The sequence below is a fragment of the Gemmatimonadaceae bacterium genome (assembly GCA_035606695.1).
In the GTDB taxonomy this organism is placed as follows: Bacteria; Gemmatimonadota; Gemmatimonadetes; order Gemmatimonadales; family Gemmatimonadaceae; genus JAQBQB01.
This window is the reverse complement of the sequence record DATNEW010000001.1, coordinates 192,448-209,533: the sequence shown is the minus strand read 5'-3', so window position 1 is coordinate 209,533 and position 17,086 is coordinate 192,448. Positions and strand designations below refer to the sequence as shown.

17 protein-coding genes are annotated in these 17,086 nt (G+C 63.7%); 9 read left to right on the top strand and 8 right to left on the bottom strand.

Annotation, left to right across the window (positions count from 1 at the left end; translation table 11 throughout):
* The 4 genes from VN706_00890 to VN706_00875 form a co-directional block, all read left to right on the top strand.
* On the top strand, positions 1–552 hold a 552-nt coding region (locus tag VN706_00890), incomplete at its 5' end, for a M28 family peptidase (GenBank protein ID HXT14151.1).
* 121 nt (positions 553–673) lie between these two features.
* Positions 674–1,594, top strand: a complete 921-nt coding sequence (locus VN706_00885; GenBank protein ID HXT14150.1) for an MBL fold metallo-hydrolase — start codon at positions 674–676, stop codon at positions 1,592–1,594.
* A gap of 111 nt (positions 1,595–1,705) precedes the next feature.
* On the top strand, positions 1,706–3,232 hold the full coding sequence (locus VN706_00880; GenBank protein ID HXT14149.1) for a lamin tail domain-containing protein: 1,527 nt from the start codon (positions 1,706–1,708) through the stop codon (positions 3,230–3,232).
* A complete protein-coding gene (locus VN706_00875; GenBank protein ID HXT14148.1) occupies positions 3,229–3,489 on the top strand; it encodes a DUF3006 domain-containing protein in 261 nt (86 codons plus the stop codon). The genes VN706_00880 and VN706_00875 overlap by 4 nt, the downstream gene beginning before the upstream one ends.
* Positions 3,490–3,555: 66 nt before the next feature.
* Here VN706_00875 and VN706_00870 read toward each other — a convergent pair whose 3' ends face one another.
* Positions 3,556–3,825, bottom strand: coding sequence for a CPXCG motif-containing cysteine-rich protein (locus VN706_00870; GenBank protein ID HXT14147.1), 270 nt, complete (start codon positions 3,823–3,825; stop codon positions 3,556–3,558).
* A gap of 18 nt (positions 3,826–3,843) precedes the next feature.
* On the opposite strand from VN706_00870, the gene VN706_00865 reads away from it, so the two are divergent.
* Genes VN706_00865 through VN706_00855 form a run of 3 tightly spaced genes read left to right on the top strand, consistent with a single transcriptional unit; the run spans position 3,844 to position 7,531 of the window.
* Entirely contained in the window at positions 3,844–5,136 is a 1,293-nt protein-coding gene (locus tag VN706_00865) for a cytochrome ubiquinol oxidase subunit I (GenBank protein ID HXT14146.1), read from the top strand.
* A 2-nt stretch (positions 5,137–5,138) separates the two neighbouring features.
* Positions 5,139–6,197, top strand: coding sequence for a cytochrome d ubiquinol oxidase subunit II (locus VN706_00860; protein HXT14145.1), 1,059 nt, complete (start codon positions 5,139–5,141; stop codon positions 6,195–6,197).
* Positions 6,194–7,531 carry a M20 family metallo-hydrolase gene (locus VN706_00855; GenBank protein ID HXT14144.1) on the top strand — a complete coding sequence of 446 codons (1,338 nt, stop codon included), beginning with the start codon at positions 6,194–6,196 and terminating at the stop codon, positions 7,529–7,531. Before VN706_00860 ends, VN706_00855 begins: the two co-directional genes overlap by 4 nt.
* Positions 7,532–7,690: 159 nt before the next feature.
* Here VN706_00855 and VN706_00850 read toward each other — a convergent pair whose 3' ends face one another.
* From VN706_00850 to VN706_00820, 7 genes are all read right to left on the bottom strand, one after another.
* Positions 7,691–8,461 carry a cyclase family protein gene (locus VN706_00850; GenBank protein ID HXT14143.1) on the bottom strand — a complete coding sequence of 257 codons (771 nt, stop codon included), beginning with the start codon at positions 8,459–8,461 and terminating at the stop codon, positions 7,691–7,693.
* Positions 8,462–8,588: 127 nt separating this feature from the next.
* On the bottom strand, positions 8,589–9,158 hold the full coding sequence (locus VN706_00845; GenBank protein HXT14142.1) for a thiamine pyrophosphate-dependent enzyme: 570 nt from the start codon (positions 9,156–9,158) through the stop codon (positions 8,589–8,591).
* A gap of 56 nt (positions 9,159–9,214) precedes the next feature.
* A complete protein-coding gene (locus VN706_00840) occupies positions 9,215–9,727 on the bottom strand; it encodes a thiamine pyrophosphate-binding protein (protein ID HXT14141.1) in 513 nt (170 codons plus the stop codon).
* Between the two features lie 62 nt (positions 9,728–9,789).
* Complete coding sequence (locus tag VN706_00835; GenBank protein ID HXT14140.1) at positions 9,790–11,127, bottom strand: sodium-dependent transporter; 1,338 nt, start codon at positions 11,125–11,127, stop codon at positions 9,790–9,792.
* A 20-nt stretch (positions 11,128–11,147) separates the two neighbouring features.
* The gene (locus VN706_00830) at positions 11,148–12,302 is read right to left on the bottom strand and encodes an aminotransferase class V-fold PLP-dependent enzyme (protein HXT14139.1); all 1,155 of its coding nucleotides are present in this window, start codon (positions 12,300–12,302) and stop codon (positions 11,148–11,150) included.
* 28 nt (positions 12,303–12,330) lie between these two features.
* On the bottom strand, positions 12,331–13,482 hold the full coding sequence (locus VN706_00825; GenBank protein HXT14138.1) for a hypothetical protein: 1,152 nt from the start codon (positions 13,480–13,482) through the stop codon (positions 12,331–12,333).
* 156 nt (positions 13,483–13,638) lie between these two features.
* Positions 13,639–14,460, bottom strand: a complete 822-nt coding sequence (locus VN706_00820) for a hypothetical protein (protein ID HXT14137.1) — start codon at positions 14,458–14,460, stop codon at positions 13,639–13,641.
* A 316-nt stretch (positions 14,461–14,776) separates the two neighbouring features.
* Between VN706_00820 and VN706_00815 the strand changes: the two genes are divergently transcribed.
* Positions 14,777–16,108: an amino acid permease gene (locus VN706_00815; GenBank protein HXT14136.1), complete on the top strand. Its 1,332-nt coding sequence runs from the start codon at positions 14,777–14,779 to the stop codon at positions 16,106–16,108.
* Positions 16,098–17,075 (top strand): amidohydrolase family protein, encoded by a 978-nt coding sequence (locus tag VN706_00810; protein HXT14135.1) that lies wholly within the window; start codon positions 16,098–16,100, stop codon positions 17,073–17,075. The genes VN706_00815 and VN706_00810 overlap by 11 nt, the downstream gene beginning before the upstream one ends.
* The last annotated feature ends 11 nt before the right edge of the window (positions 17,076–17,086 follow it).

Below are 17,086 nucleotides of genomic sequence, written 5' to 3'. Positions count from 1 at the left end.
TTCCTGGCGGTTACCGCGGAGGAGAAGGGGCTGCTGGGCGCGAAGTACTATGCCGAAAACCCGCTGTACCCGCTCACGCAAACCGTCGCGAACATCAACATGGACGGTTTCAACCAATGGGGTCGCACGCGCGACATCGTGGTGGTCGGGCTCGGGAACTCGACGTTGGACGACGTGCTGCAGGAGTCAGCCGCGACGCAGGGCCGGCAGCTGGCGCCGGACCCCGAGAGCGAAAAGGGCTTCTACTATCGGTCGGACCACTTCGAGTTCGCGAAGCAGGGCGTGCCCGCGCTCGACATCGACGCCGGCGTGAACTTCATCGGCAAAGACTCGACGTACGGCATGAAGAAGCGCGACGAGTACACGACGAAGGACTATCACCAGCCGAGCGACGAGGTGAAGCCCGATTGGGATTTGTCGGGCGGTGTCGAGGATACGCGCGTGTTGTTCAAGGTTGGTGACATCGTCGCGAATGCGGATGCGATGCCGCAGTGGAAAGCGGGCACGGAGTTCAAGGCGAAGCGTGACTCATCGATGGCCGGGAGCAAGTAGGATTGTCATCCCGCGAGTAGGATTGTCATCCCGAGCGCAGCGAGGGATCTCCTCACTCGGTAGAGTGCTCTACCGGGTGAGAAGATTCCTCGTCGCCCTCGCTCCGCTCGGGCTTCTCGGAATGACGAGCGGGCGTGCGAGCGTCGCTCCGCTCACCGTGAAGATTCTGGACGTCGGCCAGGGCGACGCGATTCTCATCGAGAACGGCGGCAGCCGCGTATTGATCGACGGCGGCCCCGACGAACGACGCATGGGCGATCTGCTCGACTCGCTGCACCTGAATGACTCGACATTCGACGTCGTCATCCTGTCGCACCAGCACGCCGATCATCTCGTCGGCCTGCGCGCGCTGTTCGAGAGCGCGCGCCACATCACCGTTCGCTTCTTCTTCGAGAATCAGGATCCGTACACGGCGGCGAATCTTCGCCACCTGCGTGATTCGGTCATCGCGCGGGTGACGCGAGGCCAAACGATCTACCGCGATACCGACGATCCGTGCGCGAACGGACAGCCGTTGTGCACGATCACGCTGAAAGGCGGTGCCAAGCTCCACATCATGCGGCCGTACGCCGGTTCAAAGAACCCGAATGACCGTTCCGCACCGGTGAAGCTCGTTGGGCCGGACTCCGCGTCGTTCACCATGTGGCTGGCCGGCGACGCCGAGCATGATGCGACGGATTGGTTTGTGGGTGACGCGCACTACGACCGCGATCCGGGTATACACGTCAACGTGTTGAAAGCTGATCACCATGGCAGCTGCAACGGCGTCAACGACGCCTATTTGGATGCGGTGCGTCCCGATCTCGCGGTCGTGTCGGTCGGAGCCGTCAACAGCTACGGCCACATGCACGAGCAGGCAAAGGCGGAGTATGCGGCGCACCAGGTGCCGTGGTATCGCACCGATCAGAATGGAACGATCGTGCTGAATTCTCCCGGGATGCCGCGCGGCGGCTATTCGATCGCCGTGCAGCGCGGCACGAAGAACATGGCTGGTCCCTCGGACAAACACTCGACACAAAAGGAGTGCAAGCTGATACGCTGACGATACCAAATCTCGATTGAACCGACGTCCCAGAGGTTGTTTCGTTCGCCCGGCGACGCCGCCGATGCAAGCTGAAGGTTCTCCTACGTTCACTCACGCACGGAGCTCTCGGTGAATCGACGTCACGGATCGACTGTTCTCATTCTTGCGGGTGCGTTCCTCTTCGGTTGCACGGACACTTCCCCCGAGCCGAGCGGCATCAAGCCGCCGGCGTCGGCGCGATTCACGGTTGGCCCCGGAACGCAGGCGCTCGTCATCAACGAGATCATGGCCGACCCGAACGCGGTCACTGACGCGAACGGCGAATGGTTCGAGTTGTACAATCCAGGCGCGAGCGCGATCAACATTCAGAGCTACCAGGTGGCATCGGCCAACGACGCCGGATTCACCATCTCGAGCTCCGTCAGCGTCCCGTCGCACGGCTATGTGGTGCTCGCGCGCGTGGCGTCGAGCACGACGAATGGCGGTGTCACCGTCGCGTATGCGTACGGTAGCGCAGTGCAACTCGCCAATACGAGTGATTGGCTCACGCTCAAGACGTCGACGGGCGCCCTCGTCGATTCAGTCGCGTGGACGTCGACCACCGCGGGCAAGTCGTGGGAATTGAAGGATCCGAGCGCCTCACACGTCGTCGTCGGCGGCAGCGCGTGGCAGCTCGCGACGAGCACGTACGGCGCCGGCGACTTCGGCACGCCCAAGGCGCAGAACGACGGCTTCGTCGCCGGCGGAGGCGGCACGGTGGCCCCGGTCACCGTCTATGCGCTCGACGTAGGCCAGGGCGATGCGAATCTCATCGTTAACGGCACGAGCAAGGTCATCATCGACGGCGGACCCGACACCGTACGATACGGCCATCTGCTCGATTCACTCGGCCTCAACGGCACGACCATCGATGCGGTGATTCTCTCCCATCAGCACGCCGATCATCTGGCGGGCTTGCAGGAGCTCTTCCGCACGTCGCGCAACATCACGATCAAATACTTCTTCGAGAACCAGGACGTGTATTCGAGCGTCTCACTGGCCAAGCTGCGCGATTCGATCAACGCGCGCGCCGGCCGCGGGGCGCTCATCTATCGCGACACGGACAATCCGTGCGCGAACGGGCAGGCGATGTGCGACATCCTCATGCAGGGCGGCGCAAAGCTTCACGTGCTCAAGCCGCTCCCGTCGGACACGAACCCGAACAATCGCTCGGCGGCGGTGAAGCTGATCGGACCCGACTCGGCGTCGTTCACGATGTGGTTCGCCGGCGATGCCGAGCAGACCGAGATCGGCTGGTTCCTTGGCGCATCGGGATACGCCACGAGTCCCGGCTTGCATGTGAACGTACTCAAGGCCGATCATCACGGCAGCTGCAACGGTGTGACGAACGCGTATGTGAACGCGGTGAATCCGCAGTACGTCACGGCCTCGGTCGGCGCGCACAACACGTACGGCCACATGCACAATCAGGCGAAGTCGCTCTACACGGCGCACGGCAAGCCGTGGTATCGCACCGATCAGAACGGCACTATCGTATTCAGCAGCGCGGGCACGCCGGGCAGCGGCTACACGGTGACCGTGCTGAAAGGCACGACGAACATGGCCGGACCGTCCGACGCCACGTCGACACAAACCGTTTGCAATCCGATTCCGTGAACGCTCGCAGCTCGCACCGTTGGGTCGTCGACTCGATCGAGGAGAATTCCGCCTCGATCGAGGTCGACGGCGCGTCGACGATCAATGTCCCGCGCTCGCTGCTTCCGAGCGGGACGCATGAAGGTCATGTCTTGAAGGTGACCATCGAGATCGACGAGGCGGAGACGCGGCAGGCGCTGAAGGAGTCGGCGGCGCAAGTCGAGAAGGGGCGAGAAGCTAGTAAGAAGCGCGATCCCGGCGGGGATATCGCGCTGTAGCGTGCGGCGTAAGAGTTCTCCTCGGCGCACAGGGGTCCTTCGTCCTCTTCGCTGCGCTCAGGATCCTCAGGATGACAGCTGCTCCGCCGTCACGGACGCCGAGCCGTCGTCGTGATACACTACCGACACGCGCCACGGCTGGCAGCACACCTGGCAATCCTCGACGTACTCCTGCGACTCGCCACTGCCGGGATCGAGCGCGACTTCGTTCGTCTCGCCACAGTACGGACACACGACGCTGCCTGAGACGTCCGCCGTACCGTCGCCGAGCGGAAAGTCCCGGTCGAGGTCGAAGTCCTGTGAGTCCTGAGAGTCGTCGTCGAACGCGAAGCGCATAGGCTGTAAGTTAAGCGCATGTCCGATCTCCTGGCGGCGCGCGCGCAGATGGCGCTCTCCCTCGGCTTCCATATCATCTTCGCCGAGATCGGCATCGCGATGCCGTTGCTGATGGTCATCGCCGAATGGCGGTGGCGCAAGACGGGCGATCCCGTATACGAGCAGCTCGCACACCGATGGGCGAAGGGCGCGGCGGTCCTGTTCGCCGTCGGCGCCGTCTCCGGCACGGTGCTGTCGTTCGAGCTCGGCCTGTTGTGGCCGCGCTTCATGCGCTTCGCGGGTCCGATCATCGGTCTACCGTTTTCACTCGAGGGCTTCGCCTTCTTCACCGAAGCGATCTTTCTCGGCGTCTATCTCTATGGCTGGGATCGCATCTCGGCGCGCGCGCACCTGATCGCCGGGATGATCGTCGCGCTCAGCGGCGCGGCGTCGGCCGTGTTCGTCGTGATGGTGAATGCGTGGATGAACACGCCGGCGGGAATCACGATGCAGGGCGATCGCATCGCGTCGATCGATCCGATCGCGGGCATGTTCAATCCGTCGACGGTGCAGCAGGCGCTACACATGTTGCTTGCATCGTATGCGTCGACCGCGCTCGCCGTCGCGGGGATTCACGCGGCCGTACTGCTGCGTCGCGGCGACACGCCATTTCATCGGCGCGCACTGCTGCTGGCGCTCGCGATGGGCATTCCCGCCGCGATTCTGCAACCGGTGTCCGGCGATATCAGCGCGCGCACCGTCGCCCAGTGGCAGCCGGTGAAGCTCGCGTCGCTCGAGGGGCAGTTCGAGACTGAACGCGGCGCACCTCTTCGCATTGGTGGCATACCCGACGCGAATGCCGAACGCACGCGGTACGCGCTCGAGCTGCCGCACATGCTCTCGCTGCTCGCCTTCCATGATCCGAATGCCGAGGTGAAGGGCCTCCGCGACTTTCCGCGCGAGAATTGGCCGCCGTTGCTGCCCGTTCATTTCGGATTTCAGATCATGGTCGGACTCGGGTCGGCGATGGCGCTCGTGGCACTCTGGGCGGCGATCGTCATCGCGCGGCGGCGCGACGTCGTCACGCGACGTTGGCTGTTACGCGCGATCGCGATCGTCGGACCGTTCGGGTTCATTGCGACCGAAGCCGGATGGACCGTAACGGAAGTCGGTCGTCAGCCGTGGGTCATCTCGGGTCTCGTACGCACCGCGGACGCTGTCACGCCGATGCCGGGGCTCGTGGTCCCGATGGTGATCTTTGCGCTGCTCTACGTTGGTCTCGCGGCGGTCGTCGTGTTGTTCATGGCCTCGGTCGTGCGAGAAGCCGCGTGACGATGCTCTCGCAAATCGGCCTACCGGAAATCATCGCCGGCATCATGGTCGTTGCGCTCAATGCGTACGTGCTCATGGGCGGAGCGGATTTCGGCGGCGGCGTGTGGGATTTGCTCGCGAGAGGCCCACGGCGATTGCGGCAGCGCACGCTCATCGCGAACTCCATTGCGCCGATCTGGGAAGCCAATCACGTCTGGCTGATCGTCGTCGTCGTGATGTTGTTCACGGCGTTTCCGCTCGCGTTCAACGAGCTGGGAATCGTCCTGCACATTCCGCTGACGATCATGCTGATTGGAATCGTCTTGCGCGGAACGGCGTTCGTGTTTCGCAGCTACGGCGGAGAAGGGCCGGCGCGCGCGCGGTGGGGCGTCACGTTCGCCGTCGCCAGCACCATCACACCGCTCATCCTCGGCATGACGATTGGCGCGCTGGCGAGCGGCGCGGTTGGCGATGCGTCGCGAGCCGTGTCGGCCGGGTCATTCGCGGCGGTGTACGTGCAGCCGTGGCTCGGCCTCTTTCCGATCGCTATCGGCTTGATGGCGTTGTCGCTGTTCGCGTTTCTCGCCGCGGTGTATCTCGCGCACGCGTCCACTGACGCCGATCTGCGCGAAGACTTTCGCCTTCGCGCGCTCGGCGCGGCGGTCGCCGTGTTCGCGTTCGCCGCGATCGGTCTGATCGTCGCCATGCGAAGCGCGCCGATCATGGCCGGCGCGTTGCTCGCGACGGGTTGGGCGTTGGTGCTGCACGTCGTGATCGGCGCTTCCGCGACCACCGCCATCTGGGCGCTCTGGACGCGGCGGTTTGGCCTGGCGCGTGTTGCCGCGGCGGCGCAGGTGAGCCTGATCTTGTGGGGATGGGTGTTCGCGCAGTATCCCTACATTCTGCCGACGTCGATGCGCATTCGCGACGCCGCCGCGCCACGCATCACGCTCGAGCTGTTGCTCGGCGGCTTGATCGCCGGTGCACTGATTCTGATTCCGTCGCTTCGCTATCTCCTTCGCACGTTCGCTCCCGCGCACCCTTCTTCGCGTTCCTCGACCAGGAATTCCAAGGCGCCATGAATCGTCGTGATTTCAATGCCGCGATGCTCGGCGGTCTCGCCGGCTCCGCGATCAAGCCGATCGACCTTCGCTCGATGTTCGCACTCACTAGGATCACTCCGCTCGCTACGCCGCGGGTGAATGGCGAACGGCTCAACGCGCACGTTCAGGCGCTATCGGCGTACGGCAAGAACCCCGAAGGTGGAGTCTCGCGGGTCGCATACAGCGATGCCGACAAGGCCGGCCGTGCCGTGGTGATGGACTGGATGCGCGCCGCCAAGCTCGAACCGACGATCGACTTCGCGGGCAACATCATCGCGCGTCGTGCGGGACGCGACGCCTCGCTCAAACCGATCCTGTTCGGCTCGCACATCGATTCCGTCCCCGGCGGCGGCAACTACGACGGCGACGTCGGGTCGCTCTCGGCGATCGAGATCGCGCGGACGTTCGGCGAGCAGGGGATTGTGACGCGGCATCCGCTGGAAATCGTGGTCTGGCAGAACGAGGAAGGCGGTTTGATCGGAAGCCGTGCGGTGAGCGGCCAGCTCGAGGCGAGTGAGCTCAAGAACGTCACGAGCAGCGGCAAAACGATCGAGCAGGGCATCGCGTTCATCGGCGGCGATCCGTCGAAGCTCGATCAGGTGAAGCGCCGCAAAGGCGACATTGCCGGCTACTTCGAGCTGCACATCGAACAGGGCGGAAATCTCGAGAAGGCGAAGCAGGACATCGGCATCGTCGAGGGCATCGTCGGCATCGAGCAGTGGGACGTCACTGTGACGGGCATTCAGAATCACGCCGGCACGACAGCGATGGCGGATCGTCACGACGCACTGCTCGCCGCGGCGCGCTATGTGGAAATGGTGAACAGGCTCGTGACGAGCATTCCGGGCCGGCAGGTCGGGACCGTCGGCCGAATTCAGCCATTCCCCGGCGCGACGAACGTCATTCCGGGCAAGGTGGTGTGCTCGCTCGAGCTGCGCGATCTGGATCAGTCGAAGATCGACATGATGTTCGCGCGCATTCAGACCGAGGCGAAGAAGATCGGTGAAATGAATGGAACGTCCTTCGCGTTCAATGAAATCCACGTCAACGTGCCTGCGCCGTCCGATCCCCGCATGCGGAAGTTCATCGCGGACTCGGCCGCCGGGCTCGCGTTATCGACGCGTGTGATGCCGAGTGGCGCCGGTCACGATGCGCAGGCGATGGCGACGCTCGGGCCGATGGGGATGATTTTCATTCCGTCCATCGGCGGCGTCAGTCACTCGCCGAAAGAGTTTTCACGCCCGCGGGACATTGTGAATGGCGCGAATGTGCTCCTGGGAGCGGTGCTCGCGGCAGATGCGGGTCTCGCGTGAGAAAGTCTGACAAAAAAGGCATGAGCACGGACTGGGCACCGCGACATACTCGGATCGGCACGGAGAAAGCGTTTCAAGTTAACGGCAGTTAACTGCCGTTCACGCTGCTCCGTGCCTGTCCGTGTTCGTCCGACGTTCGTCCGTGGTCATTTTTTGTTGTTAGACCAGCGCCAGAACTCTCAATGGTGATCCGCTGCCGTTGACAATCTTTAATGGCGCCGCGATCACGATCGCGCCCGTGGGAGGCAGTTGATCCAGATTGCGCAACGATGCCAGCCCGAACCGGCCGTTGCCGTGCATCGTCGCGTGATTCGGGAACGGCGGATCGAACATGCCAGCTCGGCCCGCATCTGTTCCGACGGTCTCCACTCCGACGCCGAGCACCTGCCGGTCCCGCGCGAGCAGCTCGGACGTCGACTTGTGAAAGCCCGGCGAGTGCGGACCGTCCTCCTTCACATTGAGGAACGATGTCGGATCCGAGCGCTTGCTCCAGTCGGTGCGCAAAAGTACCCATGAGTCTTTTGGAATACGCCCGTACTTCTTTTCCCACGCCTCGACGTGTTCGGGCATGAGCAGAAAGTCCTCGTCGGCCGTGACCTCGCGCGAGACGTCGATCACGCATGCCGGCCCGACGAAGCGCCGCACCGGGATCGTCTCGCAGGTGTTGTTCGGCAGATCCTTGCCGGTGATCCAATGCACCGGCGCGTCGAAGTGCGTGCCGGTGTGCTCGCCGAGATGCAGGACGTTCCAGTACCATGCCGGCCCTTTGTCGTCGAAGCACGACACCGGCTCGATGGTCAGGCCGGGCGACTGGCCGAACATCGGCGGGAGGCCGATGACGGGAGTGTCGGGCCCGAGCGGCGAGGTGAGGTCGACGACCTTGATCTTGCCGGAGTTGAGCTCTTCGGCGAGTTGGGTGAGGAGGGACATGGGTGGCTCCGTAAGTATGGTCATCCCGAGCGGAGGCGCGCAGCGCCGGAGTCGAGGGACCCTCGTCCCGGCGGAGGAACCGTATACAGCGCTCCGCGGAGCAAGAGGTCCTTCGTCGATTCGCTCCTCAGGATGACGTCGATTTGAGATACCGCGCGAATTGATAACGATTCTCTAACAACGACAGGTCGGTCACGTAACCCGAGGGTCCAACCGCCTCGACCTTGGCGACGATCGTCGTCAGCTCATTCGCCGCGAGAGCGCCGCGGAACGCGGTGCCAAACTCGTCGAGTGTACTCACGGTCGTCGCGCGAGGAATTCCAGCGGCGCGCGCCATGCCGGCGATGTCGCTGCCCGTCGACGTCGCGGTCGGGAAGCCGCCGACTGACAACAAGCTCTCGTTGTCGAACACCACGTGCACGAGATTCGTCGGACGATAGCGTGCCAGCGTCGTGAGCCCGCCGAGGTTCATGAGAATCGACCCGTCGCCGTCGAACACCACCACTCTGAGGTCCGGGCGGCTGAGCGCAATGCCCAATCCCATCGACGACGCCAGGCCCATCGCGTGCTGCAGATAGAAGAAGTTCGGCTTGTGGCCGATCGACTGCAGTTCGGCCGCCACCGCGCCCATGATCGTGACGACGACGCACGCCTCGAGATCCGCATACACGGACTCCATCGCATCGCGGCGCTTCATGTGATGGTTCCTCGCTGCGGCGCTTCGCACCTCCGCTCGGAATTCCGCATACTAGCTTATTCCTCCCACATCAGATCGCGGCTGAGCAGCAACGCCACCGGACGGCTTGCCGAGTACGCGAGCGTCTGCGCCTTGTGGATGCGGCGCGAGACGTGGTCCGGCGAATCGAGCAGCATATGCGGAATGCGCAGCGCATCGAGCACGTGTGTCGTCACGCCGCCGCCTTCGGTCTGCCACGGATCGCGCTCGCCGAACTCGCCGCGGTGGCTGATGAGCATCAGCAGCGGAATGCGATACAGCTGTGCACACGACACGATGCCGTTCACCGACGCGAGAAACCCGTGATTCTGCATCAGCATCGCCGAGCGCACGCCGGCCAGGTGCGCGCCGGCGGAGATGCCAACGCCTTCCTCTTCCTTCGCCAGCCGCACCAGCGTCATGTCCGGATCGTCTTCCGACATCCGGATGAGATGCACGAGCCAGGTTTCGGGAAGCGCCGAGACGATGCGCACCCCGACGTCCTTCAGGCATTCGTAGATCAGCTTCGAGCTGGAGACCGAGACGGGCATTGTTAGATAATTATAATCACGTGACATACTGCGCGGAATTCGCGACGACACACTGCGTTCCGCTACACCGCCGTCACCGCCCCAAACACACTCGACAACAACCACCACACCCCGGTAAACCCGATCGCGGCGGGAATGCCGAACCGAATCCAGTAATACAACCAGCGCGGCGCAGGTTTCTCGCCGCGCTCACCGAGCTGGCGCAGCGCCGTCGACCGCGCGATGCACCAGCCCACGGCCAACACCGCCACGAGCGACCCGAGCGTCTGCATCCCCGAGCCGAACGTCAGGTCCCACGGCACGAAGATACCGTTGTTGATCGTCGGCGGAATGGAGAGCACAAACACCGCGCACGCCACGACCCACACGGCGCGCCCGCGCACGATCCGCGTGTTGTCGGTGATTCCCGCGACCAGCACCTCGAACGCGCCGATGTCCGAGAGGTAGCCCGCGCCAAACAAGCCGACGAAAAACAGACAGCCGAACAGCGCGCCGAACGGAATCGCCGCGAAGACCTTCGGCAGCGTCGCGAAGATCAACCCCGGGCCGGACGTCGGCTCGAGACCGAGCGCGAACACCGCGGGAATGATCGCGAATCCGCAGAGCAGCGCCGAGCCGGTGTCGCCGACCACGGTCCAGATCGCGGGACTCGACAAACTCTCGTTCGCGTCGAGATACGAGCCGTACACCACCATGAACGTGCCGCCCAGCGAGAGCGAAAAGATCGCGTGGCCGATCGCCGCGACCATCACTTGCGGCGTGAGATCCGCCCAGCGGAACTTGAGGATGTACCACTGCACCCCCTTCATCGCGCCGGGCAGCGTCAGCGAACGCGCCATGAGGATGAGAATCACGATCATCAACACCGGCAGCACGACCTTGCTCGCGCGCTCGATACCCGCCCGCAATCCTCGGCCGACGACCGCCGCCGCCGTGATGATGACTGCACCGGTGCACACCAGTTGCAGCACGAACGACTTCGCGACGAAGCCGTGGTCGGGCGGGAGCACCGCCGAGGCATCGATCGGCATGTGGAGACCCGTCGCCACCTGCGCGACCGCGTAGTACAACACCCACCCGATGACGGCGGTGTAATATCCCGTCGCCGCCATCACGACGACGAAGAAGAACCAGCCAACCTCGCGGCCGAATGGAATTCCCGCCGCGGCGAATGCGCCAACGGGTCCGCGCCGCGAGAATCGTCCGAGCGCGAATTCGGCCATGAGCGCCGGCACGCCGATGACGACCGACACGACGACATAAAACAGTACGAAGGCGGCGCCGCCGAACTTTCCAACCATGTACGGAAAGCGCCACACGTTGCCGAGTCCGATCGCCACGCCGATGATCGTCACCAGCGTGCCGAATCGCGAGGCAAACGTCTCGCGGTGCGCGGGCACAGTGGCGGGGGCGGGGGCCGTCACGAACGCGCGAGGATCGTGGTGAGCGCGTCCAGCGCGGAATCGACGTCGTCGATCGAATTATAGAAATGGGGAGCGAGCCGCACGACCGGCCCGCGCGCCGACGGCAGGAATCCCGCGCGGCGCATCTCCAGCTCGACGTGATGCGAATCGTCCACGACGATCGCGGTCGTCGCGGTCTTGCGCGACATCTCCAATGGGCCGTGCACGGTCAGTCCACGTTCGTGGGCGCCCGCGATCAATCGCCGGCCGAGCACCTCGAGCCAGGCGCGAACGGCAGGAACGCCCAAGTCATTGATGATCTGCATTCCCGCCCGTGAGATGTACGCGTTGATGATCGGCGGCGTGCCCATGTCGAACCGCGTCGCCGACGGCGCCCAGTCGAGTTGCTTGACCGTGAAGGCGAAGGGATTCGACCGGCCGAACCAGCCCGTCGTCGCCGGTTCCATCCGCTCGGCAACGTCGCGCCGCACGTACAGAAATGCGACGCCCGGCACGCCCATGAGAAATTTCAAATTTCCCGATGCGAGAAAATCGACGTTGGCTGCTTTCACGTCGACCGGTACGGTGCCCAGGCTTTGGTACGCATCGACGTAAAGGAGCGCACCGTTCGCGTGCGCACGCTCGGCGATCGCGCCGAGATTCTGCAGCGCGCCGTTGAGGTAATAGCCATGGCACGCGGAGACGACGGCGGTGTTCTCATCGAGGACGGAGTCGTAGGCACTGAGCTCGATGACACCTTCGTCGCTCACCGGCACCCACTTCACCGTTGCACCGCGGCGTTCCTGCGCGAGCCACACGTGGCCGATTGTCGGAAACTCCGCTTCGGTGACGACGACGTTCTTGCGTGGGCCGCTGAAGTCGATCGCGCTCGCGACGGCGCTCGTCGCTTCGGACACCGAGCCGAAGATCGCCACGTCATCGGGCGATGCATTGATCAGCCGCGCGAACTCGGCCTTTGCGAGCCGCACTTCTTCCATCCACGCATCCCAATCCATCCCCGCGCCATTCCACGATGCGAGATACCGCTCGGCCGCCGCGCGCGTGACGTCACACTGCGGCGATTGCGAGCAGTTGTTGAGCGGTATTAACGAGGAGAGCAGGGGAATGCGCTTCCGCCAGCCGTCGAGATCGTAACCGGGGGCGGCGAGCATAGGTGAAGTCGATGTCGTCATTTCTGGATCAGCGTGACGACTGAATCACCTGGAAATACATCGTCAGCTGGCCCGCGTTGAACATCGAGAGCTGCTGCATCATCGACGCGAGCATCTGGTCCGATCGCATGTAGCCCCCGCCGGACCGGCTGTAGCCCATGCCGTTGAACACCGAGCGAATGAACGTGCTCGTGGAATCGAGCGGCAGCGTGCCGACGTTCGTGTAGAACTTCTTCCAGTCGTCTTCCTGCTGGAAGAGATACTGTTCGACATTCGAGAGGTAGAATGCCGTCACCGTGGCCTGGTGATCCTTGAGATATTGTCCGACGGCGCGAATCGCCTTCGGGCCCGCGAAATCACCAACGAGCGGCACGACGAGATTGTTCGACTCCAGGTCCTTGAGCGCGCGGAAGTTCGCTTCATTCGCCATGTAGCTGCGATTCAACCCGGCACTGTCCGTCTCGATCTGCAGCTCTGCCCAACTGGGCATGCGTCCCCGGCCGTAGCCGCCACCCTGCATGTTCGAGTTGTAATTGATGTCGGGACCATACGCCACGAACGTGTGATAGACGTAATTGATCGTGCTCGAGTCGGCATCCGACAACTTGAATCCATGCTGCTTCGTGAGGCGGTCGTAGATCGCGGCAACGTTGCGGCGGTACGCCACGGTGTCCGGCGGTACGGCTTGAAACGCGGCGAGGATCGCCTTGGGGCTCGATCCGGTATCGAGTCCGGCCGGCCGAGCGCGCGCAAAGAGGCGCGCCGTGAAATCGGCGCGATCGCTCGACTGCTCGATCAACGCCTTGTACATCAGGTGCGTCAGCATGTTCTGGCGCCGGATGTCGAAGATGAACGCGATCTTCGGCTTGAGCGCCACGAGATACGTGAAGTTCTGATCGGGTCCAACGCCGAGGTAGACGCCGCCAGGCTTGGTCGTGCGCTGGAGGTCCGGAATCACCCACTGATAGGTGTTCTCGTTCGACGTGAAGTTGTCGGAGCGGAAGTATCCGTTCGTCTCCGAGAAATCGGTGACGAGCTTCCAGAACGCGCTGTCGCTGAGCTTTGTCGGAATGCTCTGCGCCGCGGCGCCTGATGTAACGGCGGCGAGCGACACGAGCACGAACAGCCACGCGGCGCGAAGGCGGCGGAGCGACACAGCGTTGTGCAGGGCGGTGGGCACGAATAGTCACGAGGAGATTGGCGCCTGATTATGGCGCAATACGCGAACGGTGGAAAGATGGAACCGGCCTCCGCCCAACCCAGCCGCCCGTGTCCCATCCGTCCACCGTCTCCGCGCGACCCCACCGCCGCGCTATGTCGCCTTACACTTGGCTACTTACTGCCACACCAGATTGAAATCGTAGAAGCCGTAGCCGCCCTGCGGATCGCGAATGCGAAGGACCGTCGTGTAGCCGTTGTAGTTCGACGGCTGCTGGATCACCGTCACCGTGCCGCGACCCTGATTCTGGACCACGCTGACGTTCGCCGCGCCGCGCGGCATGTTCAGGTTGCCCTGATCGGCCCGAATGTTCGTGGGCTGCTGGCCGCTCAGATTGCGATACGTCATGCGGCCGTTCTGAATGCGGATCTCGAGCTCGCCGTCGACGTTCCCGCTCCAGTGCAGCGCCTGACTCGCACCCTGCGGATAGTAGTTGCCGTTGACGCCGTTGTTGATGCCGTTGTTGATGCCGTTATTGCCGCGCCCCCGGTCACGGTGGTCACGTCGGTCGCGATCGCGACGATCGTCATTGCTGTACACGTCGCCGTTCGAGTAGCTCTGCCAGTACGCGGCCAGGCGATAATTGGTCGCGCCCGACTGCGGATCCGACACCCGCACGATGGTCGTGTAGCCATTCTGCGCGCTCGGCTGTTGAACGACGTCGACGCTGCCGCGGCCGTTCAGCACCTGCACCTGCACCTGGCCGTCGCCGCGTGGCAACGTGCTGAAGGTTCTGACGCGCGCGGCCCGCGTGTCGGTATTCGTCATCGCGTTCGTGCGGACGTTGTTGCCGCGCATGACGATCTGAACTTCCTGATCCACGCGGCCGTTCCACTCGAACAGCTCCTGCCCACTCTGCGCCATCGCCATCGGCGCGGCGCTGATGATTCCCACGGCTGCCATCGGCAGCGATCTCTGAATCCAACGAGCGAGTTGCATCTATCCACTCCTGTGAAAGTCGATCACTCACGTCCACTCACGGCGCGATCGAGTCTGCGCTCATTCAAAAGGCACCCGGCGTGCCTGACGCGCGGCAATCCGAGACAATTCGTGTGAAAAAAGCACAAGTGGCTGTTGTTACTCGGCTTGCGGGCTTGCGTGACGAAGTCAGCGGGCGCAGGCGTGTGACGCACCGCACACCCCGCCCATGGAAATCGTCTCTGTAATGAGACAGCACGGCGTCAACGCCCGCGGACGCCGTCCAGCGCGCACCGACCTCTAGCAGCCTCGAGCCCAAACGGGCAGTTTTCCGCCCGTGCTTTCCCGCTCCATCGGCCAGGTGCACGCCACGGCGCTCGTCGTTGGCATCATCATCGGCGCCTCCATCTTCGTACAACCGTCGGTCATCACCGGCACCGTCCCCACGGTCGGCGCGGTGTACGCCGTCTGGATCGTGTCCGGCGTGCTCACGCTCTGCGGCGCGCTGATCGCGGCCGAGCTGGCCTCGGCGTTTCCGCAAGCGGGCGGCGTCTACGTGTTTCTCCGCGAAGCGTTCTCGCCAGGCGTCGCGTTTCTCTGGGGCTGGGCGATGTTCTGGACGATGCACACCGGCATCATCGCCGTCATCGCGATGGTCTTCGCGCGATACCTCGCCTTTTTCGTTCCGGTCGGCGACGCGGGAATGCGCGTGCTCGCGGTGGGCGGCATCATCGTGTTGACGGCCGTGAACTACGTCGGCGTCAAGCAGGGCAGCGTATTGCAGACCACGCTCACGATTCTGAAAGTGGCCGCGATCGCGCTGATCATCGTTGCGGCCTTCACGATCACGCCGCGCACGGACGTCGGGCACACGGTCGATTCGTCGGCATCGGCAGCCGGCCTGTCGCTTCGTTCATTCGCGCTGGCGCTCGTCGCCGGACTCTTCGCGTTCGGCGGCTGGCACATGGTGACGTATGCCGCCGAGGAGACGCGTGAGCCGGAGCGGACGATTCCGCGCGCGCTCGTGGCGGGCGTGCTGATCGTGACGGCAAGCTACGTCGCGCTCAATGCGGCCTACTTTCATCTACTCGCTCCGCAGGCGATCGCGAAGTCGGCGCACGTCGCGGCCGACGCGGCGGACGTGCTCCTTGGCCGCGGTGGCGCGGCGGTGATGTCCGGCGTCGTCGTGGTCTCGACGTTCGGTGCGCTGAACGGCGTCATTCTCGCCGGACCGCGCGCGTACCTGGCGATGGCGCGCGACCGCTTGCTCGTGCCGTGGGCGGCGGCGATCCATCCGCGCTTTCGCACGCCGCATCGCGCGATTCTGCTGCAGGGCGTGTGGGCCGTGATCCTGGTGTCGACCGGCACCTATCGCGCGCTGTTCACGCGCGTCGTGTACACCGAGTGGCTATTCTTCGCCTTGATGGCGATCGGGTTGATGCGCCTGCGATCGCGCGCGAATTATCGGCCGGCCTACCGCGTATGGGGTTTTCCCGTCGTGCCGGTCGTGTTCATCGTTTCGTCGCTTTCCATCGTAATCAATCAAGTGGTGTCGGACGGCCTGAACGCGTGGCTCGGGTTGGGTTTCGTTGCCGCGGGGTGGCCGGTGTATCTCCTGGTGTCTCGCAGGTCGACCTTACTCACGACCCCTTCTCGACATGCTGATTGACGTTCACAATCACTTCTATCCACCCGAATACCTCGGCGCGCTCGAGAAGGGCGACAGTGAGGTGAAGATCACCATCGATGCAGAGGGCAATCCCTGCATCCATTACCCGGGAGACTACAACGTCGCCGTGCGCGGGCATCGCGACATCGATTACCGGCAGGAAGTAGTGGAGCGCGAAGGCGTCGATACGCAGATCATCACCTTCACCACGCCGGGCACGCACGTCGAGTCGCCGGAGCGCGCGGTGCGATTCGCGCGTCTCGTCAACGATGCATTCGCCAAGATCGTGCGTGAACGCTCGCCGCGCTTCAAGTCGCTGGCGACGCTGCCGCTGAACGATCCGGCCGCATCCGTCGCCGAACTGACGCGTGCGATGACGCAGCTGGGCTTTCCGGGCGCGATGGTCTTCAGCAACGTGAACGGCGTGGCGCTCGCCGACAAACGCTACGAGCCGTTGTGGGCCGAAGCCAACCGACTGGGCGCGATCATCCACATCCATCCGACCGATCCGGTCGGTGTCGAAGCGATGACGGACTATTGGCTGATGCCGCTGGTTGGATTCCTGGCCGATACGACCCTTGCCGCGGCGAAGCTGGTCTTCGCCGGCGTGCCCGAGCGCTACCCGAACATCAAGTGGGTGCTCGGCCACCTGGGCGGTGCGATTCCGTATCTGGTCGAGCGTCTCGACCGCGGATTCGAGGCGTTTCCGGACTGCCGGGCGGACATTTCGAGGAAGCCCAGCGAGTATTTACGGAATTTTTATTACGATTGTGTGAACTTCGATCCGAACGCGCTGCGGTGCTGTGTCGATTTCGCCGGCGCCGGCCAACTGCTGGCGGCGAGCGACTATCCGCACCAGATCGGGAGCATCTCGAAGATGAAGGCGAGTCTGGCGGCGCTTCGAGTGAGCGACGAGGAGCGAAAGAAGATCATGTCCGAGAATGCTCGGCAACTTTACAAACTCTAGTGGTTGTCCCC

Bases quoted from the DNA above. Each gene is read 5' to 3' on its own strand.
- VN706_00885 (HXT14150.1), top strand. From the start codon at position 674: ATGACGAGCGGGCGTGCGAGCGTCGCTCCGCTCACCGTGAAGATTCTG.
- VN706_00870 (HXT14147.1), bottom strand. From the start codon at position 3,825: ATGCGCTTCGCGTTCGACGACGACTCTCAGGACTCACAGGACTTCGAC.
- VN706_00865 (HXT14146.1), top strand. From the start codon at position 3,844: ATGTCCGATCTCCTGGCGGCGCGCGCGCAGATGGCGCTCTCCCTCGGC.
- VN706_00860 (HXT14145.1), top strand. From the start codon at position 5,139: ATGCTCTCGCAAATCGGCCTACCGGAAATCATCGCCGGCATCATGGTC.
- VN706_00855 (HXT14144.1), top strand. From the start codon at position 6,194: ATGAATCGTCGTGATTTCAATGCCGCGATGCTCGGCGGTCTCGCCGGC.
- VN706_00850 (HXT14143.1), bottom strand. From the start codon at position 8,461: ATGTCCCTCCTCACCCAACTCGCCGAAGAGCTCAACTCCGGCAAGATC.
- VN706_00845 (HXT14142.1), bottom strand. From the start codon at position 9,158: ATGAAGCGCCGCGATGCGATGGAGTCCGTGTATGCGGATCTCGAGGCG.
- VN706_00840 (HXT14141.1), bottom strand. From the start codon at position 9,727: ATGCCCGTCTCGGTCTCCAGCTCGAAGCTGATCTACGAATGCCTGAAG.
- VN706_00830 (HXT14139.1), bottom strand. From the start codon at position 12,302: ATGCTCGCCGCCCCCGGTTACGATCTCGACGGCTGGCGGAAGCGCATT.
- VN706_00820 (HXT14137.1), bottom strand. From the start codon at position 14,460: ATGCAACTCGCTCGTTGGATTCAGAGATCGCTGCCGATGGCAGCCGTG.
- VN706_00810 (HXT14135.1), top strand. From the start codon at position 16,098: ATGCTGATTGACGTTCACAATCACTTCTATCCACCCGAATACCTCGGC.